Below are 26,234 nucleotides of genomic sequence, written 5' to 3'. Positions count from 1 at the left end.
GGCGTCATGAGCTCGTCACGCGCCGTTCTGCTGCCGGGCACCGCGTCCGACGAGGTGTTCGTCGCCGCGGTGTTCGCCCGCCCGCTCGCCGACGCCGGGTTCACGCTGGTCGCGCCCCCGTCACGGGGTGTGCGGGAGCACGTCGAGGCGTTGGACGCGGCGTGGGACGGGTCGCCGCTGGTCGTGGGCGGTGTGTCACTGGGAGCGCACGTGGCGGCGGCGTGGGCGGTGCGGTATCCCGAGCGGTGCGCCGGGCTGCTGGTGGCGTTGCCGGCCTGGAACGGGGACCCGGCCGACGCGCCGGCGGCCCTGGCGGCACGGGCCAGCGCCTCGGTGGTGGAGTCGGCGGGCGTCGAGGCCGCGCTGACCGGGGTCGACGGGTGGCTCGGCGCTGAGCTGCGACGGGCGTGGCCGCGGTACGGGTCGCGGCTGGCGGAGGTGTTGCGGGAGGCAGCCGGGTCGTCGGCGCCGACCGCGGCCGAGTTGAACGGGGTGACGGCGCCGGTGGGGGTCGCGGCGTGCAGCGACGACCCCATTCACCCCTTGGACGTCGCCCGGACGTGGGTCGAGGCGCTCCCCCGTGCCGCTCTGCGCACGACGACGCTGGCGGCGTTGGGCGCGGACCGGGAGTCCCTGGGCCGCGCCGCGCTCGCCGCCTACCTCGCCACGTCGGCGGTCTAGCCCTGCTGCTGGGCCTGGATGTGCCGGGCGATCGCCTCGGGCAGCTCGATCGGCAACGGCGTGCGGACCGGCATCGGCTGCTCGCCGCGCACCACGATCGTGTCGCGCAACACCGTGTAAAGGGCGTCGGTCGCGCGCACGCCCTGCTCCTCGGTCGGCGCTGCGGCGATGCCGCGCAGCATCCACCGGGGGCCGTCCACGCCGACCACGCGCAGGTGCACCTCGTTGTTGCGGGCGGTGATCTCCTCGCCCCAGTCGCCGTTCTCCCGCAGGATCCGGAAGCCCTCGGACTTGAACTGGGCGATCATCTCGCTGCTGACCTCCGGCCACAGCCGGTCGGTCTTGGGCGCGGCGAACGCGCTGACGGTGAGCTGGCCGACGGTGGTCAGCAGGTTCACGGCGTGCACCGCGCCCTTGTCGTCCAGCTGCACCTGCAACTGCGCGCCGTCGGGCACGGGCAGCCGGATCGAGCCGAGGTCCAGCCGGTTCAGGCCGTCGTTCGGGGCCTGCTCGGAGTCGAACGGGCCGTCGTCGGCCTCCTCCTCACCGTCGAACTCGACCTCGGGTTGCGCCGTCCCCCGGTTCGCGGAGTGCCTACCGCGCTTGCGGCGCTTTCCGAACATCGCCTTCACCCCTCCGTCCGGGCGAGCACGTCGTGCCCGCCTGTAGAGCCGTAGCCTCCCGCACCCCTCGCGGAGTCGGGCAGCTCGTCGACTTCGCGGAACACCGCGTGCTCCACCTTCTGCACCACCAGCTGGGCGATCCGGTCGCCGCGCGTGAGGACCACCGGCTCGCGCAGGTCGTGGTTCACCAGGCACACCTTGATCTCGCCCCGGTAGCCGGCGTCGATCGTGCCCGGGGTGTTGACCACGCTCAGGCCGACGCGCGCGGCCAGGCCGGAGCGCGGGTGCACGAATCCGGCGTACCCCTCGGGCAGCGCGATCGCGACACCCGTGCCGACCACCGCGCGTTCGCCGGGTTCGATCACCACGTCGGTGGTCGTCACCAGGTCCGCGCCGGCATCACCCGGTCGGGCGTATGCCGGGAGCGGTACGGCGGGATCGAGCCGGGACAACAGGACCTCGACGCTGGGCACGGCGCGCGAGACTACCCTGGTGGCGTGAGCGAGAGTGCTGTGACCGCCCCGACCGCGTTCCGCGAGCGGTTGTACGTGCCCTGGTGGGGCTGGCCGTTGCCGCTGGCCGCGGCCGTGCTGCTGGCCGCCGAGATCCACATGGGGTTCCCCGGAGTGCGGTCGTGGCTGCCGTACCTGATCACGGTGCCGCTGGTCGTGCTGCTGATCGTGCGGATGGGCTCGGTGAAGGTCGAGGTGTCCGGCGGCGAGCTGCGGGTCGGCCAAGCGCACGTGCCGCTCGACCTGCTCGGCGAGGTCGAGGTGTTCGACGCGAAGACCAAGCGGAAGGCCATGGGGCCGAACCTGGACCCGATGGCGTTCGTCGCCCACCGGGGGTGGATCGGGCCGATGGTGCGGGTCGAGTTGCGCGACCCGGCCGACCCGACGCCGTACTGGCTGTTCAGCGTGCGTTCGGCGGAGAAGCTGGCGGCGCTGCTGCGCGCTCGGTGAGGCTGAGCGACGAGAGGTCGACGGGGACTGGGCGCCACCCCGGCGGTGGGGGTGAGCGCCCAGGTCTGGTCGTAGGTGCTTGTGTGCTCGGTTCGGTGGCGCTTCGCCTGTTCGGTGGTGCTCGGTTCGGTGCGGTCGTGGCTGATCAGGCCGGTCGTGCGGGTTCGTGCGCGGTCGTGCGTCAGGCGCAGTCGCGGCAGATGTACTGGCCGTTGACTTCCTCGGCCAGCCTGCTGCGGTGGTGCACCAGGAAGCACTTCGAGCACGTGAACTCGTCCGCCTGCTTCGGCAGGACCTTGAACGTGAGCTCCTCACCGGACAGGTCGGCGCCCGGCAGCTCGAAGTTCTCGGCGGTCGCGTCCTCGTCGATGTCGACGACCCCGGACTGCGTTTCGTTGCGCCGCGCCTTCAGCTCCTCTAGGGAGTCCTCAGCGAGTTCGTCCGCCTCGCTGCGACGCGGTGCGTCGTAGTCGGTCGCCATACTTCTTTCACCCCTGCGGTCAACGGAGACTGTTCGTGTCGCTGGATAACGCACCAGCGCCCCTTTTTGTGCCCTCCGTCCCCAGTGACGGAGGTCTCGCTCGTGCGGCCGGGCGCCAACCCCCTGTTCATCGACGCTTTCAGGTGTCCGGCGGTGCGCGGAGCGCCGAGAGGGTAGCTCATTGATCGGGGGGTCGCGCAGCGGGTTCCCCCTAATTGAGCAGACGGGTGACAGGCCCTTCCCACGCTGGCCAGATAGGCTGGGACGGGCATCACTCACCCGGTGCTCCCGCGCTGCGACGCCCGACCAGGGCGTTGACCGTCCGCGACCGGGTGATTGCGGCCCGCTACACCCACGCCCGAGACGCGGGGCCGCGGGGCGCGGCATAGCCTGATCACTGTCAACACTGGCCCAGGGGAGGTCGACGGACGTGGGACCCGGTACGGGGAGCAGCGGGTCGTCGCGGTACCGGAAGCGACGGCCGTGGCCGGCGCTCGTCCTGTTCCTGGTGCTCGCCGTGACCGCGGTGGTGGTGTGGAACCGCGTGTTGTCCGACGCGGGCGACGTGGACGCGGCGATCAAGTGCAACCCGCCTGGCGGGATGCCGTCGCCCTCGGCCGGCGCGCCCGTCGCGCCCGCGGCCGAGCCCGCGCCGCCGTTGGGCACGGTGCTGGGGCACGACGCGCTGGACCGCACCGACCCGGTGCCGGTCGGCGCCGTGCAGTTCCGGGTGTTCAACGCCAGCACGCAGCGCAACCAGGCGCGGTTCGTCGCGACGACGTTGATGGAACTGGGGATGAAGCAGGCGGCCGAGCCGGGCAACGACCCGGTGTACCCGGCGCAGGACATGACCTGTCGCGGTCAGATCCGGTTCGGCGCGCCCGGTGCGGGTGCGGCGCGGACGTTGAGCCTGATCGAGCCGTGCCTGGAGCTGGTGCGCGACGAGCGCCAGGACGCGACGGTGGACGTGGCGATCGGCCAGAAGTTCAGCGACGTGAAGCCGAGCAGCGACGCCCGCAAGGTGCTCGACCAGCTGGCCGAGTGGGCGGTGCAGCAGCCCGAGCAGCAGGGCGGCCAGGCCGCCGAGGGCTCCACGCCGCTGTCGCTCAACGCCGACAACCTGAAGGCCGCCCGCGACATCGAGTGCTGACCCGCAACCGCGCGAGTCGAACGCCCGGCGCCCGCGTGTCGAACGTTCAGGACCCTCGAATTCCACGTTCGGGACGTTCGGTTCAGGGGTCCTGGAGGTTCGACTCGCGGGACGCGAAGGTTCGACTCGCGGGGTCTGGAGGTTCGACTCGCCGGTCAGACCTTGGCGAAGCCGGCTTCCAGCAGGGCGGTGAACAGGGCGTCGGCGATGCCGGGGGCGGCGGCGAAGGTGGCGTCCGCGCCCAGTTCCGGAGCTTCACCCGGTAGGTGGACGACCGCGCCCGCCTCGCCCGCCAGCAGCGCCCCGGCCGCCCAGTCCCACCGGCCGAGGGTGTGCTCGGCGTAGGCGTCCAGCCGGCCCGCGGCGACGGCGCACAGGTCCAGCGACGCGGCACCGGCCCGCCGCATGTCCCGGACCTTGGTCGCCAGGCCCGCCCACGCGTCGGCCTGCCGCTGCCGCCGCTCCGGCCGGTAGGCGAAGCCGTAACCCAAAAGGGACAAGTCCAATCGGGTGGCGTCGGAAACCCGGAGCCGCCGCCCGTCCAGCCACGCCCCACCGCCGCGCGCCGCCGTCCACACCCGGCCGCTGACGGGTTCCACCACCGCGCCCGCCACCGACGCACCGTCGACCTGCGCGGCCACCGACACGGCGTAGTGCGGGATGCCGTACAGGTAGTTCACCGTGCCGTCGATCGGGTCGACGACCCAGGTCAGGCCCTCGACGGCGGCACTGCCGCCCTCTTCCTCCCCGATCACCGGCTCACCGGGCCGCAACTCGGCGAGCCGTCGCCGGACCAGCTGTTCGGACGCGCGGTCGGCCGCGGTGACCACGTCGGTGGTGCTGCTCTTGGTGTCGACATCGGTCACGGCGGCTTCGCGCATGGTCACGGCCAACTCGCCGGCCTCTTGGGCCACGAGCACGGCGACGTCCACCAATGTGCGCGGATCGAAACGCAACTGTTCCTCCTGCGTCACTCTCACGGGACTATCGGAGAACTGCAGGCTAATGTCTGCGGCCACGGTTACTGAATCGAGTAGGAAGGGCCACGGGGATGGGCATGACCCGCGGGTTCGGCGTGGACATCGGCGGTTCCGGCATCAAGGGCGGGCTCGTGGACCTCGAAGCGGGGGCGCTGGACGGTGAGCGCCTGCGCATCACCACACCCACGCCGTCGACGCCGGACGCGGTCGCCGACGTGGTCGCCGAGATCGTCGAGAAGTTCAACTGGGACGGTCCCGTGGGCGTCACCCTGCCGTGTGTGGTGAAGCACGGCGTCGCGCACTCCGCGGCCAACGTGGACAAGGCGTGGATCGGCACGGACGCCGCCGCCCTGTTCGCCGAGCGCCTCGGCAGGCCGACCGACCAGGTCGTCGTGCTCAACGACGCCGACGCCGCCGGCATCGCCGAGATGCGGTTCGGTTCCGGTGTCGACCGGGACGGCTTGGTGGTGCTGCTCACGTTCGGCACCGGCATCGGCAGCGCCCTGTTCCTGGACGGCAAGCTCGTGCCCAACACCGAGTTCGGCCACCTGGAGGTCGACGGTCACGACGCGGAGAAGCGCGCGGCGGCCTCGGTGAAGGAGGACAAGGGTCTGACCTGGGCCGAGTGGACGCCTCGCGTGTCGCGGTACATCAACGTGCTGGAGAACCTCATCTGGCCGGACCTGGTCATCGCGGGCGGCGGTGTCAGCAAGAAGGCGGAGAAGTGGCTCCCGCTGCTGGAGGTGCGCACCGAGGTGGTGGCCGCCGCGCTGAAGAACGACGCGGGCATCGTCGGGGCGGCCGTGGCCGCCGCGCAAGGTCTCCGGCACTGATTTACGCAGCGTTCCACCTGCGAGAACGCGTGCCGGACCACCTCGGATGACGCCGTGGCGCAACGGCACGCGATTCTCGTCGTTACAATGGAACGGTGCCCCGCTGACGAACGATCCGGCGGGGGATCCCCCGTACTCAGGCGACCGAGGTTCGCGCCCTTCGGTCGGCCTTGATCGACAGTCGCGAAAGGGCGTACGTGGCAGCCGCGAAGACTACTCAGGCAGCTCAGGCTGACGCCGAGGAGACGCCCAAGGCCACCTCGGCGAGGAAGGCCCCGGCGAAGAAGCCGGCGGCGAAGACCGCCGCGGCGGGTAAGACGGCCACGCGGGCGCCGCGCAAGACGGCCGCCAAGGCCGCCGCTGCCGCGCCTGGCAAGGTGAAGAAGGACGGCGAGGAGCCCGAAGACCTCGAGGGCGCCCCAGACGCCGAAGACCTCGTCGACGACGTCGAGCTGATCGACGAGCCGGTCGAGGAGGAGCCCGCCGAGGAGGAGGCCAAGCCCGGCGAGGGCGACTTCGTCTGGGACGAGGAGGAGTCGGAGGCCCTGCGGCAGGCCCGCAAGGACGCCGAGCTCACCGCCTCGGCCGACTCGGTCCGCGCCTACCTCAAGCAGATCGGCAAGGTCGCCCTGCTCAACGCGGAGGAGGAGGTCGAACTCGCCAAGCGCATCGAGGCCGGCCTCTACGCCGCCGAGCGGGTGCGCCGCGCCGAGGACGAGCAGGAGAAGCTGACCCCGCAGATGCGCCGCGACCTGCGGTGGATCGTGCGGGACGGCGAGCGGGCCAAGAACCACCTGTTGGAGGCGAACCTCCGCCTGGTGGTGTCGCTGGCCAAGCGCTACACCGGTCGTGGCATGGCGTTCCTGGACCTGATCCAGGAGGGCAACCTCGGTCTGATCCGCGCGGTGGAGAAGTTCGACTACACCAAGGGCTACAAGTTCTCCACGTACGCGACGTGGTGGATCCGCCAGGCGATCACCCGCGCGATGGCCGACCAGGCCCGCACCATCCGCATCCCGGTGCACATGGTCGAGGTCATCAACAAGCTGGGTCGCATCCAGCGCGAACTGCTCCAGGACCTGGGCCGCGAGCCCACCCCGGAGGAGTTGGCCAAGGAGATGGACATCACCCCGGAGAAGGTGCTGGAGATCCAGCAGTACGCCCGGGAGCCCATCTCGCTGGACCAGACGATCGGCGACGAGGGCGACAGCCAGCTCGGTGACTTCATCGAGGACTCCGAGGCCGTGGTGGCGGTGGACGCGGTGTCGTTCACGCTGCTGCAGGACCAGCTGCAGTCGGTGCTGGCCACGTTGTCCGAGCGCGAGGCGGGTGTGGTGCGGCTGCGGTTCGGCCTCACCGACGGCCAGCCGCGCACGCTGGACGAGATCGGCCAGGTCTACGGCGTGACGCGCGAGCGGATCCGGCAGATCGAGTCGAAGACGATGTCGAAGCTCCGGCACCCGTCGCGGTCGCAGGTGCTGCGCGACTACCTGGACTGATACCCGGCCCGAAGATCACTCTGAGCAAGGCCCCTCGGCCGTTCGGTCGAGGGGCCTTGCTCTTTTCACTCGCTTCATCACCCGTTCGGACGCTGCACGCACTCACGCTCCGTGCTGTTCTGGACTGGGCGCAGCCGCCGGGGGGCGGCACAGGGGAACGCGCCGACCCAGGGGGAAGCAACCATGAGTGAACGTCGCACTGAAGCACGCCTCTCGCGCCTGGCCTCGGCCGACGCGCTGGACCGGCAGCCGTGGCCGGAGCACGTCAACAACGGCGAGGAGGGCGACTACCCGCACGTCGCCAACTACAGCAAGGGCCTGCCGCACGACGAGGTCGGCGAGGTGCGCCCCGAGGCCTACAACACGCTGCTGAGGGCCCTGGCCACCGGTCGGTCGGAGGACTTCGAGCGCGTCCCGCTCGGCGGGAGCGTCAAGCTCACCAACCCGCAGGCCGGGCTGGCGTTCGACCTGGAGGGCCCGGACCCGCAGTCGTTGGCGGTGCCGCCCGCGCCGCGCATCGACAGCCCGCGCAACTCCGCCGAAGCGGTCGAGCTCTACTGGATGGCGTTGACCAGGGACGTGCCGTTCACCGCGTACGGCGAGCACCCGGTGATCGCGCAGGCGGCGGCCGAGCTGTCGAGGTTGAGCGACTACCGGGCGCCGAAGGTCGACGGCCGGGTCACGCCCGGCACGATCTTCCGCGGCAGCACGCGTGGTGACCTGCGCGGACCGTTCCTGTCGCAGTTCCTGCTGCGCGACATCCAGTACGGCACGCTGCGCATCCCGCAGCTGCACGACACGGTGCGACCGGGCCGTGACTTCCTGACCGACTTCGACGCGTGGCGGGTGGTGCAGTCGGGCGCGACGGTGAAGCCCGTCAAACGCGACCAGGTCAACCGCCGGTACCTGCGCACGGCCCGTGACCTCGCCAACTACGTGCACTTCGACGCGTTGTACGAGGCGTACCTCAACGCGGCGCTGATCCTGCTGGACCTGGGCGCGCCGGTCGACGCGGGCAACCCGTACCGGCACTCGGCCAACCAGTTCGGGTTCGGCACCTACGGCGGGCCGCACCTGCTGTCGCTGGTGACCGAGGTGGCGACGAGGGCGTTGAAGGCGGTCTGGTTCCAGAAGTGGTTCGTGCACCGCAGGCTGCGGCCGGAGGCGTTCGGCGGTCGGGTCCACGCGCACCTGTCCGGTCTGCGGGACTACGACATGATCGACCGCGAGGTGCTGGACTCGGAGGCGGTCAAGCTCGCCTACGAGAAGCACGGCTCCTACCTGCTGCCGCAGGCGTTCCCGGAGGGCTCGCCGACGCACCCGTCGTACGGCTCGGGTCACGCCACCGTCGCGGGCGCGTGCGTCACGGTGCTGAAGGCGTGGTTCGACGAGTCGTGGGCGCTGCCGGACCCGGTGGTGCCCAACGCCGACGGCACCGCCCTCGTGCCCCACACCGGTGGCGACGTGCTCACCGTGGGCGGGGAGTTGGACAAGGTGGCGGCGAACATCGCGACCGGCCGGAACATGGCGGGCGTGCACTGGCGGTCCGACTTCACCGAGTCCGTGCTGCTGGGCGAGGCGGTCGGGATCGGGGTGCTGCGCGACCACGTCCGGGTCAACCACGAGGACGCGTCGTTCGGCCTGACCCGGTTCGACGGGCGTCGGCTGACGATCTGAACGGGCCGTCGAACGGTTCGTGAACCGGACGGATCACGTCCGGATGGTGGAACCGGGGGCCGTGTTCGCTCTGGGCTGACCAAAGTGTTACCGATCACAGCGGCCGTTGCCCGGAACCCACCTTCTGGAGCAACGACCGTGCGTCGAACGCCGTATTCGCAGGTAGGGAAACCGTTGCGGCGACAGCGGAACGTGAGCACGGGCGGATCGATCGGTGGGAATTCCCTGGTTCCGACCACCCGGGCGCCGGGTAAATGACGAGTGACGCGGGTCGCCACGATCCAGGGAACACTGACTTACGCCCGTGCGTCTGCAAGAGTAGAAGCAGCGAACACGGCGCACCCGCCAGATGCGAGGTGGTCGCAGCTAGGTGTGAGGGCACCGATCCCCGGTGCCGGGACGGAGGGAGATTTCCATGACTACGACGCTCACCCGCCCCGCGTTGACCGCTGCCGACCGCTGCGACCGCTGCGGGGCTGCTGCCCAGGTTCGCGCCGTGCTCCCCTCCGGGGGCGAGTTGCTGTTCTGCGGGCACCACGCCCGTGAGCACAGCACCAAGCTGCGTGAGCTCGCTGCCGAGTTGCAGCAGGGCTGAACACCACGAGTCCCGGCAAGGGGCTCGTAGCACCCTAGCCGTCCGGGGCGGGGATCCGAGAGGATCCCCGCCCCCCTCATATTGCGGCCCCCTTCCCGCCGCCTCGGCGATACTCGACGTGACGGAAGGGGTGCTGGTGATCGAGTCGGTGGATCTCGTGGTGGCGGCGTTGGCTGCGGGCGCGACGGCGGGTGTGACGGACACCGCTTCGACCGCGGTGAAGGACGCGTACCAGGGTCTGAAGTCGCTGACGCGGCGCGCGTTGCGCCGTGGTGGGGTCGAGGAAGAGCCGACCGATCCCGAGCAGCTCAAGGCGGCTCTGACCGCCGCGGACGCCGGGGCCGACGCCGAGCTGGTCGCGGCGGCACGCCGGGTGTTGGAGTTGGCGGACCCCGAAGGCGCGGCCAAGTACCGCGTCGACGTGCACGACAACCAAGGCGTGCAGATCGGCGACGGCAACACGATGACGTTGAACTTCGGCAAGTAGCTCCGCCGTGGAGGTCCACGACAACTTCGGTGTGCAGGTGGGTGACGGGAACACCCAGCACATCCACCTGCCCCCGGCGCCACCGGTGGCGTGGCCCGTGCGGGTCGGGGTGCTGCCGCCCGTCGCGGACCGGTACCAGCACCGCCAGGTCGAGGCGGAGCTGGTCGGGAAGTCCGCGGTGCTGTCCGGTTTGGGCGGTGTGGGCAAGTCCCAGGTGGCGGCACTGCACGCGCACACCGTGTGGCGGGACGCGTCGGTCGACCTCGTGATCTGGATCAGCGCGGTGACGCGAGCCGCGGTGGTCAGCGGCTACGCCGATGCGGCCGACCGGGTGCTGCGCAATCCCGGGAGCAGCTCGGAGGACTCGGCGGCGGCCTTCCGGTCGTGGCTCGGCTCCACCGACCGAACGTGGCTGATCGTCCTGGACGACGTGCAGGACCCCGCGGACCTCAGGGGTCTGTGGCCCCCGACCACCGCGGCGGGCCGGGTCGTGGTGACGACGCGCCGACGTGACGCCGCGCTGTTCCGCGACGATCGCCGGTTGGTCGAGGTCGGTGTGTTCACCGAGGCGGAGTCCCTGGCGTACCTGACCGCGAAGCTGCCCACCCACGAACAGCTCCGGGAGCTGGCCGAAGACCTGGGCCACCTACCGCTGGCGTTGGCACAGGCAGCGGCGTTCATCGCGGACAAGCCGCTGCTCACCACCGCCGACTACCGCAAGCGCTTGGCAGACCGCCGGCGGACGCTGGCCCAGGTGATGCCGGCGGAGGAGGAGCTGCCCGACGAGCACCGGGACACCGTCGCGGCGACTTGGTCCCTGTCGATCGAGCGCGCCGACAGCCTTCGCCCGCACGGTCTCGCCCGGCCGTTGTTGGAGATCGTCAGCCTCCTCGACCCGGCGGGCACCCCCGTCCCGGTGTTCACGCGGCTCAACGTGCTGGTGCACCTGGAGGTGGACGCCGAGGCCGTCGGCGACGCACTGGCCTGCCTGCACCGGCTCAGCCTCGTCACCCTCGACGCCGAGGCGGTCCGGGCGCACGCACTGCTGCAACGTGCCGTCCGCGACACCATCGAGCCGGAGCGGCTCACTCCCCTGGCGCACCTCGCGGCGGACGCGCTCCTGCTGGCCTGGCCCGCGCACGAGACCGACAGCGCACTGGCCGGCGCGCTTCGATCCGCCGCGAACGCCCTGCACGCCCACACGACACCGGCCCTCTGGACTCCCAGGGCACACGCCGTCCTCTTCCACGCCGGGAAATCGCTCGGTGAGGCGGGCTTGATGGGCGACGCCGTCGACCACTTCCGCGATTTGTGGCAACAGGCGGAGTTCCACTTCGGGCCCGACCACGCCGACAGCCTCCACGCCCGCCACGAAGTGGCCTTCTGGAGCGGGAGGGCAGGGCGTTACGCCGACGCCATCACCGAGTACGAGAGCCTGGTCCGGGACACCACTCGCAACCTGGGCCCCGACCACCCGGTCACCCTGATCGTCCGGAGCAACCTCGCCACCCGGCGGGCGGAGGCGGGCGACCCGGCGGGCGCGATCACGGAACTCGAACGATTGCTCGCCGCCCAGCTCCGCGTCCTGGGGCCGGACCACCCGGACACCCTGGCCGCGCGGACGAACCTCGCCGGCTGGCGGGCGGTGGCAGGCGACCACGTGGGCGCGATCGCCGAGCTGGAGGGGGTACTCGCGGACCACCTCCGCGCGGTCGGGCGTGATCACCCGAACACCCTTGCCGCCCGCCACAACCTCGCCGGCTGGCGCGGCAAGGCGGGCGATCACGTCCGAGCCGTCGCCGAACTCGAACAGGTGGCGCTCGACCGCCGCCGCGTCCTGGGCCCGGATCACCCCGACACCCTGTTCACCCGCTACGTGCTGGCCTACGACCGCGCGGAGCTCGGCGAGACCCCCGTTGCCCTGACCGAACTGCGCGCCGTGCTCGCCGACCAGCTCCGGGTCCTGGGGCCGGACCACCCGGACGTCGCGCTCACGCGCATGAGCCTGCGGAGACTGTCAGATGTCGCCGAGGACGGGCTCGAAGGCGAGTTCGGCGGCGCCGATGAGCTTGGCGTCACGGCCGAGGGGCGACGAGACGATCCTGGTCCCGCCGACGGCACGTGACACCAGCGACCGCTTCTGCACGGTGCGCCGCAGCTGCTCCACCAACGACTCCGGCAGCGCGGTGAACAGGTCGCCCAGCACCACCAGTTCCGGCCCGAGCATGTTGACCACCGTGATCAGCCCCATGGCCAGCCACTCGGTGAACTCGCCCAGCCGGTGCGCCACGCTGTCCGGCGAACCCGCCAACGACCGCAGCTCCGCCACCACCGTGCCGCGCGGCGAGTCCTCGGGGATCGCCAGGGCACGGCACAGCGCCGCCTCCCCCACCTCGGTCTCCCAGCAGCCCTGGCAGCCGCAGTAGCAGCGCCGGCCGCCGGGGCGCACGACCATGTGCCCGAGCTCCCCCACGTAACCACCGGTGCCGCGCAGCGGTTGGCCGCTGGAGATCACGCCGCCGCCGATGCCGACGTCGGCGGAGATGTAGACCATGTCCGACGAGTCGCGGGCGGCGCCGCGCACGTGTTCGGCCAACGCGCCCAGCTCGGCGTCGTTGCCGACCTGGACGGGGACCTTCAGCACCGACGACAGCCGTTCACCCAGCGACACGTCGGTCCAGTGCAGGTTCGGCGCCTCGTGCACCAGGCCGTCGGAGCGGCGGACCACGCCCGGCACGGACACGCCGACACCGACCGCCTGCACGTCCAGCTCGTCGGCCAGGAGCTTGGCCGAGTCGGCGACGTGCGTGATCACCTCGCCGGGGTCGCGGGACCGGTGGTGCAGGTTCCACGAGTCCCGGCCGAGGATGTCGCCGCCCAGGCCCACCATGGCCATCGCCACCTGCTCGACGCGGATGTCGATGGCCATCACGACGGCCGCGTGCGGCTGCGGCAGCACCAGCAGCGACGGGCGGCCGGCGCCGGAGCGCTGCGCCGGCACCCGTTCGGCCACCACGCCGGACTCGGCCAGGCCGTCCACCAGGGCTTTGATCGTGCTGCGGTTGAGGCCCAGCTCAGCCGCCAGCGAGGCCCTGGTGGAGGGCCCGTCCACGTGCAGTCGGCGCAGCAGCGCCGTTCTGTTGTGTCTTCTTACCTCGTCGGGTCGGGCTCCCGCGGTCGGTGTGCTCACGTCAGCGCGCGGCGGTGGCCGCCCGGCGGCGGGACAGCGCGTCGACGCTCGCGGCGAGCAGCAGGACCAGGCCGGTGACGATGAACACGACCGCGGCGGGCTGGTCGAGCAGGCCCATGCCGTTCTGGATGATCGCGAGCACCGCGCCACCGATGACCGCGTCGCGCAGCTTGCCCTTGCCGCCGAACAGCGACGTGCCGCCGATCACGGCGGCACCGACCGCCATCAGCAGCGTGTTGCCGCCGCCGGCGTTCGGGTCGACCGAGCCGACCTTCGACGAGTAGACGATCGCGCCGACGGCCGCCAGCGAGGAGGCGATCACGAACACGCTCATCCGGATCTGGGCGACGTTGATACCGGCCCGGCGGGCGGCTTCCTGGTTGCCGCCGACGGCGTAGACGTGCCGGCCGTAGCGGGTGCGCTCCAGCACGAACGTGCCGATGACCAGCAGGACGAGCACGATCGGCACCACGAACGGCACACCGGTGATCTCCACGAGGTCGCTCTTGGAGCGGTTGAGCGTCAGGGCGTAGGTGGCCACCGCGCCCAGCAGCAGGACGATGCCGACCTTGGCCAGCACGATCGGGGTGGGCGACGCGACGAGGCCGCGGCGCAGCCTGCTGAAGTGGCGGCCGAGCACGACCGCCGCGTAGCCGCCGGCGGCGATGACGAACAGCGCCCACGAACCCGCGGTGCTCAGGTTGCCGTTGGCGACGTTGAACAGCACGTCGTCGCGCAGGCCGAGCGTGCCGCCCTCACCGATGAACTGGAGGATGACGCCGCCCCAGGCCAGGAACAGTGCGAGGGTCACGACGAACGACGGGATGCCGACGCGGGCCACGAGGAAGCCGGTGATGCAGCCGATCGCGGTGCCGACGCAGACGGCCAGCAGCATCTCGATCCACGGGTTGGCCGGCACGCCGACCAGGGCGATGATCAGCGCCACCGCCGACAAGGCGGTGCCCGCCCAGATCCGCATCACCGCGGCCAGCACGGCGGCCAGCGCCAGCAGGCCGCAGAAGAGGTAGAAGACGGTGTCGCCCATGCCGCCGAGCAGGTTGCCGCCGTTGATCAGGTGCAGCGCCATCACCGAGGCGGTGACGCCGGACGCGGTGCCGGCGGACAGGTCGATCTCGCCCAGGAGCAGGACGAACACCAGGCCCATCGCGATGATCACGACGCTCGCGCCCTGCGCGAGCAGGTTGGCGATGTTGCCCAGCGTCAGGAACGTGTCGGCCAGCGAGCTGAACACGATGAGCAGCACGACGACGCCGAGCAGCGCGGGCAGGGAGCCCAGTTCGCCGCCACGCAGCCGGGCGGCGTAGTCGCGCACCGCCTCGCCGGTGGACTGGGATGTGGTGTCGATGCCGAAGTCGGAGATCGCCGCGCCCTGGGGTGCGTCGGGGGCGGTCTCGCTCGTGGTGTTGGACATGCTGCGTTCCTCGTCGTGGGGAGCTTTGCGCGGCGGCATCAGATGGTCGCGGTTTCGGGTCGGGCGATGCCCAGGTCCCCGGAGCGGCCGGCGGTGATCAGCTCGACCACCTGGCCGTGGGTGACGTCCTTGGTGTTGACCTCGGCCGCCATCCGGCCCAGGTACAGGCAGGCGATGCGGTCCGCGACCTCGAACACGTCGTTCATGTTGTGGCTGATCAGCACGACGCCCAGGCCCTGCTCGGCGAGCCTGCGCACCAGGTCGAGCACCTGGCGGGTCTGCGCGACGCCCAGCGCCGCGGTCGGCTCGTCCAGCAGCACGACCTTGCTGTTCCACAGCACGGCCTTGGCGATCGCCACGGTCTGCCGCTGGCCGCCGGACAGCGACGCGACCTGCGTGCGCACCGACTTGACCGTGCGCACCGACAGCGAGGTCAGCGTCTTGCGGGCGGCCTGCTCCATGTCCGCCTCGTCGAGCATGCCGAGCTTGCCGCGTTCCCGGCCCAGGAACATGTTCTGCACGATGTCGAGGTTGTCGCACAGCGCGAGGTCCTGGTAGACGACCTCGATGCCCAGGTGCGCGGCGTCACGCGGGCCGTGGATGTGCACTTCCTCGCCGTCGAACAGGACCTGACCGGAATCGGTCGGGTGGATGCCCGCGATGCACTTGACCAACGTCGACTTGCCCGCGCCGTTGTCACCGACGAGTGCGGTGACCTGGCCCGGGTGCACGTCGAAGTCGATGTCGTGCAGGACGTGCACGGGACCGAAACTCTTGTTGATGCCGCGCAGTTCGAGGATCGGCTCGCTCACTGGAAATTCCTCCGTCTAACCCGTCTGAAGGGTCTAACCCGTTCTCAGGTGTTCGCCCACGCAACGGTGGGCACGCCGGAGCGGGGTGCGTCTCCCACACCCCGCCCCGGCGCGAGCCTTGACCTACTTGATGCCGAGCTCGGTGCAGACGGCGGCCAGGTCGGCGACGCAGACGTCCGCCGCCTTGACGAAGCCGGCGTCCACGACGACCTTGACCTTGTCCTTGGTGATCAGCTGCGCGGGCAGCAGGACCGACTTGACGTCGCGGTTGCCGGTGGTGTCCTTGGTGACGCCGGTCGCCATCTTGTCGGCGGCGGCCGTGTCGCCCTTGGCCAGCGCGGAGGCCAGCTTGGCGGTGGCCTCGGCCTGCTCGTTGATCGGCTTGAACACGGTCATGAACTGGTCGCCGCGCAGGATGGCCTGGAGGCCCTCCGGGGTGGCGTCCTGGCCGGTGACCGGGACCTTGCCGTTCAGGCCGTACTTCTTCAGCACGGTGATGATCGCGCCCGCGAGGCCGTCGTTGGCGGCGACGACGCCGTCCACCTTCTGGCCGTTGCCGGTCAGGATCTGCTCGAACGTGGTGCCGCCGACCTGGTTGTCCCACTTGTCGATCGGCTTGGACTGGACGAGCTTCAGGTCGCCGGCCTCGTACTTGGGCTTGAGGACCTTCTGCTGGCCGTTGTAGAACAGCGTCGCGTTGTTGTCCGTCGGCGCGCCCTCGATCTCGATGATCTCGGCCGGCTTCTTGCCCGCCGCCAGCGCGGCGAGGCCCTCGACGAGGCCCTGGCCCTGCAGCTCGCCGACCTTCTCGTTGTCGAACGAGACGTAGTACTTCGAGCTGCCGCCCAGGTTCAGCCGGTCGTAGTCGATGACCGGGATGCCCTGCGCCTCGGCCTTCTTGGCGACCGTCGCGCCGATCTCGCTGTTCGGCGTGGCGATGATCAGCACCTTGACCCCGGCGTTGATCATGCCGTCGGCGAGCGTGGAGAACTTCTGCACGTCGCCCTGGGCGTTCTGGATGTCGGCCTGGAGGCCCTCGGCTTCGAGCGCCTTCTTCAGGAGCGGCTTGTCGAAGCCCTCCCAGCGCGCGGAGCTGGCGGTCTCGGGGAGGATGACGCCGACCTTCGCGCCGCCCGAGCCGCTGTTCGTGTTGGTGTCCGAGGCGGGTGTGTTGCCGCCGGACGTGTTCGCGCCACATGCCGTCATGGCCACGGCGAGGCCGGTGCCGAGGGCGATGAGAGCGAGGCTCTTGCTGCGCATTCGCCATCCCTTTCACGCAGAAGCGTAAATGTTGTGGCGCACAACGTATGCCGGGACAGGCGGTGACCGGAAGCACACTTGACCGGTAAAGTAGGCACGATGCGCTAACGACGCGGTAACCGAACAGACACCTGACTACTCCCATTGCAGTAGTCAGTCACATCAGGTCACAACAAAGGTCACCACGAACGCAGAGTAGCGATCCGTTCCTCGAGCTGCTCGATGCTCGCCATCGCGGTCGGCGGGCCGCCGCAGTACTCGCGCAGCTGGTTGTGGATCTTGCCGTGCGGCTTCTTGGTGCGGTGGTGGTGCATGGCCACCAGCGTGTTGAGCTCCTTGCGCAGCTGCGCGAGCCGTTCCTGCACGCTCGCCGAGCGCGTCGGCGCCGGTGGCGGGGGTGCGGCGACCGGGCGCTTGCTGGCCTCGACCAGCTGCTTCTCCTGCCGCTGCCGCAGGAGGGCGCGCACCTGGTCCGGTTCGAGCAGGCCGGGCAGGCCCAGGTACTCCTGCTCCTCGTCGCTGCCCGCGAACGCCGCCGTGCCGAACGACGAGCCGTCGTAGATCACCTGGTCGAGCTCGGCGGAGGCGCCCAGCGCGGTGAACGCCTTCTCCTCCTCGCCCGGCTCGTCGGAGACCTGGTTGGCCTGGGCCAGCAGCTCGTCGTCCCAGCCGTCCTTCTCCCGGTGCGGCTTGCCCAGCACGTGGTCGCGCTGCTGCTCCAGCTCGCTGGCCAGCCCGAGCAGCACCGGCACGCTGGGCAGGAACACGCTGGCCGTCTCGCCCCTGGCGCGGGCCCGCACGAACCGGCCGACGGCCTGGGCGAAGAACAGGGGCGTCGAGGCGCTGGTGGCGTACACGCCGACGGCCAGCCGCGGCACGTCCACGCCCTCCGACACCATCCGGACCGCGATCAGCCAGCGGTCGGTCGACGCGGCGAACTCGGCGATGCGACCGGAGGCCTTCGGGTCGTCGGACAGCACGAGGGTCGCGTCGTGGCCGGTGTGGCGCTTGAGGATCTCGGCGTAGGCCTTGGCCACGGTCTGGTCGGTGGCGATCACCAGGCCGCCCGCGTCCGGCATGCCGCCCTGGCGCAGCTGCGTCAGGCGCATGTCGGCGGCCTTGAGCACCGACGGCATCCACTCGCCGGTCGGGTCCAGCGCCACCCGCCACGCCCGCGCGGTCTGCTCCTGGGTCAGCGGCTCGCCCAGCCGGGCGGAGAACTCCTCGCCCGCGCTCGTGCGCCACTGCGCCTCGCCCGAGTACGCCAGGAAGATCACCGGCCGGACCACGCCGTCGCGCAACGCGTCGGAGTAACCGTAGGAGTGGTCCGAACGGCTGCGCTGCACCCCGTCGGGCCCCGGCTCGTAGCTGACGAACGGGATCGGCGAGTCGTCCGATCGGAACGGCGTGCCGGTCAGGCACAGCCGCCGCACGGCGGGCGTGAACGCCTCGCGGATCGCGTCACCCCACGACTTCGCGTCGCCGCCGTGGTGGATCTCGTCGAGCAGCACCAGCGTCTTGCGGTTCTCGGTGCGCACCCGGTGCAGCGTCGGGTGGGCGGCGACCTGGGCGTACGTGAGCGCGACGCCGTGGTAGTCGCGGGAGGTCACCGCCATGGTGTTGCGGAAGTTCGAGTCGATCGCGATGCCCGCCTCGGCCGCCGCCTGTGCCCACTGGTGCTTGAGGTGCTCGGTGGGGGTGACGATCGTGACGGCCTCGATCGTGCGGTCGGCCAGCAGTTCCGCCGCGACGCGCAGGCCGAACGTCGTCTTGCCCGCGCCGGGCGTGGCCACGGCCAGGAAGTCCTTGGGCTTCGCCGCCAGGTACTTCGTCAGCGCGCGGCGCTGCCAGGCGCGGAGGGGTCGGGTCGTGGCGACTTGCGGTTGCGACAACCTCGAACCCCTTCTGCGCTGATCAGCGGCGGTGCCGCGGAGGTGCGGCGGTGGTGTCGCGGTGGCGGACACGCAAATGCCCTCGGTGCGGGTGACCGTCGAGGGCATCGACAGCCTACCCGCTGCACCCGGGGCGCACGGTCTCCGATGCCGCGAAATCACCCGCCATGCACCATGCTTGATGTTGCGATGGGTTCGCCGAGGGACGACACAGCACGCAGCGCGGGTCGCAAGGGCCCCCTGCGCCTCTTGGCGCGCACGTTGTCCAAGGCCTGGGAAGGCAGCATCTTCTCCGAGGCGGCCGAGGCGGCGTTCTGGCAGATCCTGTCGTTCCCCCCGTTGCTGCTGGGGTTGCTGGGCAGCCTCGGTTACCTCGGTGACTGGTTCGGGCCGGAGGTCGTGAGCTCGGTCAAGGACCGGATCATCTCGACCTGCCGCACGATCTTCAGCCAGGACGTGGTCAACGACGTGATCGTGCCCACCGTCGACCAGATCCTGACCACCGGCAAGGGCGAGATCGTCTCGGTCGGGTTCCTGATCTCGCTGTGGGCCGGGTCGTCGGCGATGTCGTCGTTCGTCGACGCGATCACCGCGGCGCACGACCAGTACGGGGTGCGCAACGAGGTGTGGCAGCGGATCTTCGCGCTGCTGCTCTACATGGCGAGCCTGGTGCTGCTGATCGTCGGCCTGCCGGTGCTGGCGCTGGGGCCGGAACTGCTGACGCAGATCTTCCCGACGTCGTGGCAACCGACGATCGGGTTCTGGCTCAACGCGTTCTACTACCCGGGCATCGGGGTGCTGCTGGTGGTGGCGTTGACCTCGCTGTACAAGCTGTCGCTGCCCAACAAGCTGCCGTGGCACCGGCTCGTGCCGGGTGCCGTGCTGGCGATGGCGGTGTTCCTGCTGTCGTCCATCGGCCTGCGCCTGTACATCCAGTGGATCACGACCACCGGGTACACCTACGGGGCGTTGGCGACGCCGATCGCGTTCCTGCTGTTCGCCTACCTGATCGGGTTGGCGATCACGCTGGGTGCCTACTTCAACAGCGCGTTGCAGGAGATGTGGCCGGCGAAGATGACGCGTCGGCAGCGGCGGCGGTGGCAGCGGCTGGAGATCGAGCGCGCCGCCGAGCGGATCAGGTCGGACGAGGGCAAGCAGGCGTGGCAGGAGCAGGGACCGCCGCCGGACACCGAGCACACCGCGCCGTCACCCGCCGACACGAACCACACCGTGCCGTTGCCGGTGGAGCGGCGGGTCGAGCGGTCGGCGGACAGCGCCGAGGAGCGGGGCACTCGCGAGTCGCACGGCACCTGAGCGTTCGCGTGGTCCGAGCGTCGAGACCGGGGCGTCCGGCCGCCGGGGGCGAAGACCCATTCGGGTACAGCCGCTTCCTCGTCGCCTACTTCACCGCGGGATCCACCCTGGTGCCGGTCTTCGGCGCGAGCCCGTGAGGGCACGGGTCGGGCCCCGGCGGGTCGGTGCCGGGGCCTTCCTGGCGGTCGGACCTACTCGCCGCCGCCCTTGGGCAGGCCTTCGTAGATCTTCTTGCAGTCCGGACAGACGGGGGAGCCTGGCTTGGGCGACTTCGTCACCGGGAACACCTCACCGCACAGCGCCACCACGTGCGTGCCCATCACCGCGCTCTCCGCGATCTTGGCCTTGCGCACGTAGTGGAACATCTTCGGGGTGTCGTCCCCGGTGTGGTCCGTGCCTTCCGGCCGGGTCTCCACCTCGGGCAGAGTCTGCGTGCTCACGCGGACAGCGTACCTGGGATGATGGCCCCTCGTGAGCACGCCGAGCGTCACCGAAGAGGTCCGATCCGCCCTGGCCGAGAACCGGCCGGTGGTCGCGTTGGAGAGCACGATCCTGTCCCACGGGCTACCGCCCGGCCGCAACCGCGAGGTCGCCGAACGGCTCGAAGGCGTGGTGCGCGCCGCGGGCGCGGTGCCGGCCACGATCGCCGTGCTCGGCGGCGTGCCCAAGATCGGGTTGACCCCCGCCGAGCTCGACCACGTCTGCGACCCGGCCAACGACCTGGTGAAGCTGTCGCGACGGGACCTGGGCGCGGCGTACGCGCTCAAGCGTGATGGCGCGACGACCGTGGCCAGCACGGCCGCGCTGGCGCACGCGGCGGGGATCGGGGTGTTCGCCACCGGTGGCCTGGGCGGTGTGCACCGGGGCGCGCGGGAGACCTGGGACGTGTCCGCCGACCTGGACGTGCTGGCCACCACGCCGGTGCTGGTGGTGTGCTCAGGCGTGAAGTCGATCCTCGACATGGGCGCGACGCTGGAGCTGCTGGAGACCCGTTCGGTGCCGGTGCTCGGCTTCGGCACGGACCGCTTCCCCGCGTTCTACCGGCGCGAGTCGGAGTTCGGCGTGCCGTGGCGGGTGGATTCGGCCGCCGAGGCCGCGGCCGTGGTGGCGGCGCACCGCGGGGTGCCCGGTTCGGCGGGCGTGCTGCTGGCCAACCCGATCCCGGTCGACTTCGAGATGGACGCCGACCTGCACGACTGACTGCTGGCGGAGGGCTTGGACCTGCTGCGCGAGCGGGACGTGCACGGCAAGGAGGTCACGCCCGTGCTGCTGGAGCACTTCCACACCGCCAGCGGCGGGGTGAGCCTGGACGCGAACGAGGCGCTGGTCGTGTCGAACGCCTCGCTGGCGGCGGCGGTGGCCGTGGAGCTGGCGGCGTGACCGAGCTCCTGAGGCCACCGACGGGGCACGGCACAGGCGTCGTGGTCGTCGGCGACGCCGGGCTGGACGTGGTGGCCCGGCACGCCGGACCGATCGTGCACGGCGGCGACTCGCGCGCGGCGGTGACCATCGAGCCCGGTGGCGCGGGCGCGAACACGGCGGCGTGGCTGGCCGCGTGCGGCGCGTCGCCGGTGCTGGTGGCACGGGTCGGCGCGGACTCGGCGGGGCGGCAGGTGCACGCCGAGCTGACGTCGGCCGGGGTGCGGTGTGCGTTCGCCGTGGACACCGGCGCGGCGACGTGCTGCGTGGTGGTGCTGGTGGACGAGACCGGTCAGCGCAGCATGTTGCCCGACCGGGGCGCGAACGCCCGGTTCTCCCCCGCCGACCTCGACCCGGGGTTGCTGCGCGACGCCTCGCACCTGCACCTGTCCGGGTACGTGCTGCTGGACCCGTCGTCGCGGCCGGCCGGGTTGGCGGTGCTGCGCGCGGCCCGCGAGGCGGGTCTGACCACGTCGGTCGACCCGCAGTCGTCGGCGTTGATCTACGACGGGTTCCTGGACGACGTGCGCGGGGTCGACGTGCTGCTGCCCAACGCCGAGGAGCTGGTGGCGCTCACCGGGTCCGCGGTGCCCGCGTCGGCCGCCGAGCTGCTGGACGTGGTGGGCGCGGTGGCGTTGACCTCGGGCGCGGCCGGCGCGAGCTGGGTCGACCGGGAGGGCGTGGTGTCGGTGCCCGCCGAGGACGTCGAGTGCGTGGACTCGACCGGCGCGGGTGACGCGTTCGACGCCGGGTTGCTGGCGGCGTGGCTGTCCGGGGCGTCGCGGCGGGACGCGCTGCTCGGTGGTGTGCGCGCGGCGGCGCGGGCGGTGTCGGCCGTGGGCGCCCAGCCGTCGCGGCGGGGTCAGCCCTCGATGACGTGATGCGGGCGCGCCTCGATGGCGCGGTGCTCCTTGACCATGCGGCTGGGCTTCTCCGCCTTGCGGGGCGGCCGGTCGTTCGCGATCAGCACGGCCATCCACGGCAGCGGCACGGAGAGCACGATCAGCGCCAGGGCCAGCCACCAGGTCTGGTAGAAGACCATCGCCAGGATGAGGCACGGGATGCGGGCGCCCATCATGATCGCGTACTTGCGCTTGCGCGCGGCGTGCTGCTCCTCGTACGAGAGAGCCGCCTCGGTGATGAGCACCGGTGTGCCGTCGCGCTCAGGACTGACCATGCACCCATAGTCCCACCGCCCGACCCGGAACGGCACCTCCCGGTCTGCCAATTCACAACCGCCGCGCCCCGGCGGCGGCGACCGTAGGATCCGGCTGTGGTGGCCCTTGATCGGCTCGTGGACGTGCTCGGCAGCCTCGGCACGCACCTGAGCTGCGCGCCCAGGGGCCGGGATGTCGAACTGCGCGGTGTGGCGCTGAACGATCCGGCGGAGCACACGACCGCCGCACCGGACGACGTGCTGCTCGGGTTGGGCGTGCCGTCACCGGCGGCGGCGGCGCGGTTGGTCGGTTCGACCGCCGCGGCGGCGGTCGTGCTGCACGGGTCGCCGCCGTTGGACGAACGGGTGCACGCGGCGGCGAAGCGGTCCGGGGCGGCGGTGCTGCTGGTGGATCCCTCGGTGCCGTGGGGCCAGTTGGCGAACGTCGCGCAGACCCTGGTGCTCGGCGGGCAGGGGTCGGGTGACCTGTTCGCGGTCGCCGACGCGATCGCGGCGGTGGTCGGCGGGCCGGTGACGATCGAGGACCAGCAGTCGCGCGTGCTCGCCTACTCCTACCGGCAGCAGGGCGTCGACCCGGTGCGGGTGCAGACCATCCTGGGCCGGCGGGTGCCGGAGGAGGCCTGGCGGGCGCTGGACGACTACGGCGTGTTCACCCACCTGGCGAGGTCCGACGAGCCGCTGTTCGTGCCGAAGCTGACCGACCAGCTCGGCGGCCGGCTGGTGGCGGCGGTGCGGGCCGGGCGCGAGCTGCTCGGGTCGGTGTGGGTCGAGGTGGACGACCCGGTCGACGCGGTGCGCGAGGCCGCCCTGGTGGACGGTGCGCGGACGGCGGCGCTGCACCTGTTGCGGGCGCGGGCGTCGGCGGATTTGGAGCGCCAGGCCGAGGCGGACCTGGTGATCGAGGCGCTGGAGTCCGGGCTCCCGGCGAACCTGGCCAGGCTCGGCCTGCCGTCGACCGACCTGCGGGTGATCGCCGTGCAGGCGCACGCGGGTGAGGGCGAGCACGGGGCCGCGCTGCTCGCGTTCTCCCGCGCGACGGCGGGTTTCGGCTGGTCACGGCCGGGCCGTTCGGCGTTGTTCGGGAATGTGATCTACACCGTGCTGCCGTGCGGCGAGGACCCGTCCGCGGCGGTGGAGTGGGTGCGGGCGCTGGAGCGCGAGCTGCCGTCGGAGGCCGTCGTGCCGGCCGGGGTCGGTGGTCGGGCGGACGCCGCGTCGCTGTCCGCGTCCCGCAGCGAGGCCGACGAGTGCCTGGCGCTGTCGGGCGGCGAGCCCGTGGTGTACGACCAGGCGTGGGCGCGGGTGCTGCTGCGCCGGTTGGCCGGGGTGGCGGAAGCGGGGCGGTTGCCGTCGCGCGGACCGGTGGCGGACCTGGTGCGGCACGACGCCGAGCACGGGACGCAGTACGCGATGACGTTGCGGGCGTGGTTGGCGGCCCAGGGTGACGCGCGGGAGGCCGCACGGGCGCTGTCGGTGCACCCGAACACGTTGCGGTACCGGATGCAGCGGATGGCCGCGGTGACGTCGTTGCCGTTGGGCGACCCGGAGCAGCGGCTGGCGATGGCGATCGCGTTGGCGATCAACCCGTCCGGCTCGTGAGCCCTCCGAGCAGCAGGTCCAGGCCGAACGCGAACCGCTCGGCGGCGGTCTCGGCGGTGAACAGGTGGCCGGTGGCCTGCATGTTCGCGAACGCGTCCGGTGGCATCGAGTCCAGGTACTCCCCCATCTGCCTGCCGCGCGCCGCCACCTCGGTCGGGTCGACCGCGCGCCAGGCGCTGCCCTCGTAGGCGAACGCCTTGGTGTAGAGGCTGAGCGCGTCGGCGGCGTAGGCGGCGTGGGTGAGCGACAGGCCGCCCGCGCGCAGGAGGCTGAGCAGCGCTTCACCGTGCCGCAGGGCGTTCGGGCCGATCGGGATCATGACCTGCCAGGCGACCTTGGCGATGCCCGGGTAGGCCTGCATGGCGGCGACCTGGGCGCGCAGCAGCTCCCTGATCTGGTCCCGCCAGCGGTCGGGGTCGGGCGCGGGCAGCGGCACCTCCTCCAGCACCTGGTCCAGCATCAGCTCGACCAGCTCGTCCTTGGTGGCGACGTGCGCGTAGAGCGAGGCGGGACCCGTGCCGAGGGCTTGGGCGACCCGCCGCATGCTCACCGCGTCGAGGCCTTCCCGGAGCAGGACGTCCAGCCCGGTCCGGACGACCAGCTCGCGGGACAGGCGCGGCTTGACCACCGGCTTGGCGGGTGGCGTGCGCCAGGGCGGGTCCTGCGAACTCATGCGAACACCGTACTTGACGCGAACACCGTTCGTGGGGAACATCGTTCGTGTGACGAACACCGTTCGTTCGGAAGGGAAGAGAATGAGCGACAGAGGTGTGCCGACGGACGTGCCGTCATGAGGGATCCGCTGGTGGAGGTGAGCGCGACCGTGGCGGCGTCACCGGACTCCGTGCTGGCCCGGGTCGTGCAGGTGGTCCACGACGCCGGCGGCGGCTGGATCGAGGTGGACCGGGCGCGCCGGACCGTGGCCGTGCAGGGCGGCTGGTGGTACCGGGGCGAGTACGAGGTGGAGGCGGTGGGCGGCGGCGCCCGGCTGACCCACCGGGTGCGCAACGTCGCGGCCCGCGGTCGCTGGGCGGTACCGCTGGCCAACCGCCTGTTCATCGGCTTCCGCGCGCGGACCGAGCGGAACTTCGCGGCCCTGGTCACGACCCTGAGCTGACGACTACCTCGTGCTCGTGCGCACGGTGACGGCCCACGCCGCCGCACCGACCGGTGCACGGTCACCCAGCGCGATCAGGGCACACGTCCGCCCCTGTTCCAGCAACGACTGGGTGACCGTGGTGAGCCCTTCACGCCGGGCGTCCGGGCCGTCGTCCCAACCGGAGACCGCGACGTCCTCCGGCACGCGGAGCCCGCGACGGCGGGCGGCGTCGAGGACGGCGAACGCCAGCTGATCGCTCATGGCGACCACCGCATCGGTGTCGCACGAGTCCACGAGCACGTCCGCCATGGCCGCCGCTTCGGCGCGGTCGTTGCGGGCCACGACGGCCACCGGCAGGCGATCCGGGTCGCGGCCCGCCTCACGGCAGTGGTCGTGGACGCCGAGGAGGCGTTCGCGGGTGACCGGGAACGCCACCCGGTCGGGGTCCGGCCCGATTTCCAGCCGGGCCCTGCGATCGCGGTCGAACGGGAAGCTGAGCACGGTCGGGCGGCGAGCGCCCGGGAAGGTCCGCGCGGCCAGCTCGCGGGCGGAGGCGCGGTTGTCGATGCCCACCACCCGGGCGCCCGCGGTCGCCGGGCCGCCGTGGACCGCCACGGGTTTGCCCAGCCCGGTCACCACGTCGAGCACGGGGTCGGAGTCGACCGTGGTCCAGACGATGTAGCCGTCGACGGACGCCGAGCGCACGCGGTCGACGTCCTGCTCCTCGCCGGTGGTCGGGATGAGGTTCAACCCGATCCCCCGCTCCCGGCAGACCTCGGCGACACCGGTCAGGAACCGACGGGCCTGGGGGTCCTCGAACGCGTACGCGAGGTGCTCGCCGAGCACGACGCCGATCGCGTCGTTGTGCCGGCGGCGCAGGGACCGCGCGGTCGGGTCCGGCCCCCGGTAGCCCAGCTCGGCGGCGACCTCCCGGACCCGGCGCAGCGTGTCCGGCGCGACCCGGTCCGGCTGGTTGTAGCAGTACGACACCGTCATCGGCGAGACGCCGCTGCGGCGCGCCACCTCCGCCATGGTGACGCGCGGTGATCCGGCGCTGGACATGGGCGCAGCC

General features: G+C 71.6%; 26 protein-coding genes and 1 pseudogene. 14 read left to right on the top strand and 13 right to left on the bottom strand.

Translation table 11 applies throughout. The features are described 5' to 3' along the window. Positions 1–6 precede the first annotated feature (6 nt). Complete coding sequence (locus tag AB0K14_RS37795; protein ID WP_360460145.1) at positions 7–681, top strand: alpha/beta hydrolase; 675 nt, start codon at positions 7–9, stop codon at positions 679–681. Here AB0K14_RS37795 and AB0K14_RS37790 read toward each other — a convergent pair. Beyond that, on the bottom strand, positions 678–1,304 hold the full coding sequence (locus AB0K14_RS37790) for a DUF3710 domain-containing protein (RefSeq protein WP_360460143.1): 627 nt from the start codon (positions 1,302–1,304) through the stop codon (positions 678–680). The genes AB0K14_RS37795 and AB0K14_RS37790 overlap by 4 nt on opposite strands. A 5-nt stretch (positions 1,305–1,309) precedes the next feature. Further along, a complete protein-coding gene (gene dut, locus AB0K14_RS37785) occupies positions 1,310–1,777 on the bottom strand; it encodes a dUTP diphosphatase (RefSeq protein WP_053717169.1) in 468 nt (155 codons plus the stop codon). 24 nt (positions 1,778–1,801) lie between these two features. On the opposite strand from dut, the gene AB0K14_RS37780 reads away from it, so the two are divergent. Beyond that, positions 1,802–2,266, top strand: coding sequence for a DUF3093 domain-containing protein (locus AB0K14_RS37780; protein ID WP_360460141.1), 465 nt, complete (start codon positions 1,802–1,804; stop codon positions 2,264–2,266). A gap of 181 nt (positions 2,267–2,447) precedes the next feature. Here AB0K14_RS37780 and AB0K14_RS37775 read toward each other — a convergent pair whose 3' ends face one another. Further along, positions 2,448–2,747, bottom strand: a complete 300-nt coding sequence (locus tag AB0K14_RS37775; RefSeq protein WP_053717171.1) for a DUF4193 domain-containing protein — start codon at positions 2,745–2,747, stop codon at positions 2,448–2,450. A gap of 430 nt (positions 2,748–3,177) precedes the next feature. On the opposite strand from AB0K14_RS37775, the gene cei reads away from it, so the two are divergent. Further along, on the top strand, positions 3,178–3,897 hold the full coding sequence (gene cei / locus AB0K14_RS37770) for an envelope integrity protein Cei (RefSeq protein ID WP_360460138.1): 720 nt from the start codon (positions 3,178–3,180) through the stop codon (positions 3,895–3,897). Between the two features lie 155 nt (positions 3,898–4,052). Here cei and AB0K14_RS37765 read toward each other — a convergent pair whose 3' ends face one another. Then, positions 4,053–4,853 (bottom strand): inositol monophosphatase family protein, encoded by an 801-nt coding sequence (locus tag AB0K14_RS37765; protein ID WP_360460136.1) that lies wholly within the window; start codon positions 4,851–4,853, stop codon positions 4,053–4,055. 95 nt (positions 4,854–4,948) lie between these two features. Between AB0K14_RS37765 and ppgK the strand changes: the two genes are divergently transcribed. The 6 genes from ppgK to AB0K14_RS37735 all read left to right on the top strand — a co-directional run bounded on the left by ppgK (position 4,949) and on the right by AB0K14_RS37735 (position 12,093). Continuing rightward, entirely contained in the window at positions 4,949–5,710 is a 762-nt protein-coding gene (gene ppgK, locus AB0K14_RS37760; protein WP_360460134.1) for a polyphosphate--glucose phosphotransferase, read from the top strand. Positions 5,711–5,907: 197 nt separating this feature from the next. Next, entirely contained in the window at positions 5,908–7,209 is a 1,302-nt protein-coding gene (locus tag AB0K14_RS37755) for an RNA polymerase sigma factor (protein WP_073895301.1), read from the top strand. 183 nt (positions 7,210–7,392) lie between these two features. Then, positions 7,393–8,886 (top strand): vanadium-dependent haloperoxidase, encoded by a 1,494-nt coding sequence (locus AB0K14_RS37750; RefSeq protein WP_360460131.1) that lies wholly within the window; start codon positions 7,393–7,395, stop codon positions 8,884–8,886. A 415-nt stretch (positions 8,887–9,301) separates the two neighbouring features. Continuing rightward, a complete protein-coding gene (locus tag AB0K14_RS37745) occupies positions 9,302–9,481 on the top strand; it encodes a hypothetical protein (RefSeq protein ID WP_015800348.1) in 180 nt (59 codons plus the stop codon). 118 nt (positions 9,482–9,599) lie between these two features. After that, positions 9,600–9,968: a hypothetical protein gene (locus AB0K14_RS37740; RefSeq protein WP_360460129.1), complete on the top strand. Its 369-nt coding sequence runs from the start codon at positions 9,600–9,602 to the stop codon at positions 9,966–9,968. 7 nt (positions 9,969–9,975) lie between these two features. After that, positions 9,976–12,093, top strand: a complete 2,118-nt coding sequence (locus tag AB0K14_RS37735; RefSeq protein WP_360460127.1) for a tetratricopeptide repeat protein — start codon at positions 9,976–9,978, stop codon at positions 12,091–12,093. On the opposite strand, the gene AB0K14_RS37730 is transcribed toward AB0K14_RS37735, so the two are convergent. The 5 genes from AB0K14_RS37730 to AB0K14_RS37710 form a co-directional block, all read right to left on the bottom strand. Then, complete coding sequence (locus AB0K14_RS37730; protein WP_360460126.1) at positions 11,986–13,158, bottom strand: ROK family protein; 1,173 nt, start codon at positions 13,156–13,158, stop codon at positions 11,986–11,988. The genes AB0K14_RS37735 and AB0K14_RS37730 overlap by 108 nt on opposite strands. Position 13,159: 1 nt before the next feature. Further along, positions 13,160–14,590 (bottom strand): ABC transporter permease, encoded by a 1,431-nt coding sequence (locus tag AB0K14_RS37725; RefSeq protein ID WP_360460124.1) that lies wholly within the window; start codon positions 14,588–14,590, stop codon positions 13,160–13,162. 38 nt (positions 14,591–14,628) lie between these two features. Beyond that, entirely contained in the window at positions 14,629–15,402 is a 774-nt protein-coding gene (locus AB0K14_RS37720) for an ATP-binding cassette domain-containing protein (protein WP_360460122.1), read from the bottom strand. Positions 15,403–15,525: 123 nt separating this feature from the next. Continuing rightward, on the bottom strand, positions 15,526–16,662 hold the full coding sequence (locus tag AB0K14_RS37715; protein ID WP_360460120.1) for a substrate-binding domain-containing protein: 1,137 nt from the start codon (positions 16,660–16,662) through the stop codon (positions 15,526–15,528). A gap of 179 nt (positions 16,663–16,841) precedes the next feature. Continuing rightward, the gene (locus AB0K14_RS37710) at positions 16,842–18,554 is read right to left on the bottom strand and encodes a DEAD/DEAH box helicase (RefSeq protein WP_360460118.1); all 1,713 of its coding nucleotides are present in this window, start codon (positions 18,552–18,554) and stop codon (positions 16,842–16,844) included. 189 nt (positions 18,555–18,743) lie between these two features. Here AB0K14_RS37710 and AB0K14_RS37705 point away from each other — a divergent pair, with 189 nt between their 5' ends. Beyond that, a complete protein-coding gene (locus tag AB0K14_RS37705; RefSeq protein ID WP_360460116.1) occupies positions 18,744–19,868 on the top strand; it encodes a YihY/virulence factor BrkB family protein in 1,125 nt (374 codons plus the stop codon). 191 nt (positions 19,869–20,059) lie between these two features. Here the strand turns inward: AB0K14_RS37705 and AB0K14_RS37700 are convergent, their stop codons facing one another. Next, positions 20,060–20,308, bottom strand: coding sequence for a DUF3039 domain-containing protein (locus AB0K14_RS37700; RefSeq protein WP_033437086.1), 249 nt, complete (start codon positions 20,306–20,308; stop codon positions 20,060–20,062). Between the two features lie 31 nt (positions 20,309–20,339). Here AB0K14_RS37700 and AB0K14_RS37695 point away from each other — a divergent pair. Beyond that, a pseudogene (locus AB0K14_RS37695) lies at positions 20,340–21,248 on the top strand (pseudouridine-5'-phosphate glycosidase). Continuing rightward, entirely contained in the window at positions 21,245–22,168 is a 924-nt protein-coding gene (locus AB0K14_RS37690; protein WP_360460115.1) for a PfkB family carbohydrate kinase, read from the top strand. Before AB0K14_RS37695 ends, AB0K14_RS37690 begins: the two are co-directional and overlap by 4 nt. Here AB0K14_RS37690 and AB0K14_RS37685 read toward each other — a convergent pair. Further along, the gene (locus AB0K14_RS37685) at positions 22,150–22,464 is read right to left on the bottom strand and encodes a DUF3099 domain-containing protein (protein WP_360460113.1); all 315 of its coding nucleotides are present in this window, start codon (positions 22,462–22,464) and stop codon (positions 22,150–22,152) included. The genes AB0K14_RS37690 and AB0K14_RS37685 overlap by 19 nt on opposite strands. 96 nt (positions 22,465–22,560) lie before the next feature. Here AB0K14_RS37685 and AB0K14_RS37680 point away from each other — a divergent pair, with 96 nt between their 5' ends. Next, a complete protein-coding gene (locus AB0K14_RS37680) occupies positions 22,561–24,063 on the top strand; it encodes a helix-turn-helix domain-containing protein (protein ID WP_360460111.1) in 1,503 nt (500 codons plus the stop codon). On the opposite strand, the gene AB0K14_RS37675 is transcribed toward AB0K14_RS37680, so the two are convergent. Then, positions 24,044–24,736 carry a TetR/AcrR family transcriptional regulator gene (locus AB0K14_RS37675; RefSeq protein ID WP_360460109.1) on the bottom strand — a complete coding sequence of 231 codons (693 nt, stop codon included), beginning with the start codon at positions 24,734–24,736 and terminating at the stop codon, positions 24,044–24,046. The two genes, AB0K14_RS37680 and AB0K14_RS37675, sit on opposite strands and share 20 nt — an antisense overlap. 117 nt (positions 24,737–24,853) lie before the next feature. On the opposite strand from AB0K14_RS37675, the gene AB0K14_RS37670 reads away from it, so the two are divergent. Beyond that, positions 24,854–25,180, top strand: coding sequence for a hypothetical protein (locus tag AB0K14_RS37670; protein WP_360460107.1), 327 nt, complete (start codon positions 24,854–24,856; stop codon positions 25,178–25,180). Positions 25,181–25,183: 3 nt separating this feature from the next. On the opposite strand, the gene AB0K14_RS37665 is transcribed toward AB0K14_RS37670, so the two are convergent. Then, on the bottom strand, positions 25,184–26,224 hold the full coding sequence (locus tag AB0K14_RS37665) for a LacI family DNA-binding transcriptional regulator (protein WP_360460105.1): 1,041 nt from the start codon (positions 26,222–26,224) through the stop codon (positions 25,184–25,186). Positions 26,225–26,234 lie beyond the last annotated feature (10 nt).

Source organism: Actinosynnema sp. NPDC050801 (genome assembly GCF_040673975.1).
Classification (GTDB): domain Bacteria; phylum Actinomycetota; class Actinomycetes; order Mycobacteriales; family Pseudonocardiaceae; genus Actinosynnema.
The sequence above is the reverse complement of the archived record's forward strand: the minus strand, read 5'-3'. Positions and strand labels throughout refer to the sequence as shown.

Coding starts and splice junctions, on each gene's coding strand:
- AB0K14_RS37750 (WP_360460131.1), top strand. CDS start 7,393: ATGAGTGAACGTCGCACTGAAGCACGCCTCTCGCGCCTGGCCTCGGCC.
- ppgK (WP_360460134.1), top strand. CDS start 4,949: ATGGGCATGACCCGCGGGTTCGGCGTGGACATCGGCGGTTCCGGCATC.
- AB0K14_RS37725 (WP_360460124.1), bottom strand. CDS start 14,590: ATGTCCAACACCACGAGCGAGACCGCCCCCGACGCACCCCAGGGCGCG.
- AB0K14_RS37745 (WP_015800348.1), top strand. CDS start 9,302: ATGACTACGACGCTCACCCGCCCCGCGTTGACCGCTGCCGACCGCTGC.
- AB0K14_RS37670 (WP_360460107.1), top strand. CDS start 24,854: ATGAGGGATCCGCTGGTGGAGGTGAGCGCGACCGTGGCGGCGTCACCG.
- AB0K14_RS37795 (WP_360460145.1), top strand. CDS start 7: ATGAGCTCGTCACGCGCCGTTCTGCTGCCGGGCACCGCGTCCGACGAG.
- AB0K14_RS37685 (WP_360460113.1), bottom strand. CDS start 22,464: ATGGTCAGTCCTGAGCGCGACGGCACACCGGTGCTCATCACCGAGGCG.
- AB0K14_RS37775 (WP_053717171.1), bottom strand. CDS start 2,747: ATGGCGACCGACTACGACGCACCGCGTCGCAGCGAGGCGGACGAACTC.
- AB0K14_RS37665 (WP_360460105.1), bottom strand. CDS start 26,224: ATGTCCAGCGCCGGATCACCGCGCGTCACCATGGCGGAGGTGGCGCGC.
- AB0K14_RS37715 (WP_360460120.1), bottom strand. CDS start 16,662: ATGCGCAGCAAGAGCCTCGCTCTCATCGCCCTCGGCACCGGCCTCGCC.
- AB0K14_RS37705 (WP_360460116.1), top strand. CDS start 18,744: ATGGGTTCGCCGAGGGACGACACAGCACGCAGCGCGGGTCGCAAGGGC.
- AB0K14_RS37675 (WP_360460109.1), bottom strand. CDS start 24,736: ATGAGTTCGCAGGACCCGCCCTGGCGCACGCCACCCGCCAAGCCGGTG.
- AB0K14_RS37790 (WP_360460143.1), bottom strand. CDS start 1,304: ATGTTCGGAAAGCGCCGCAAGCGCGGTAGGCACTCCGCGAACCGGGGG.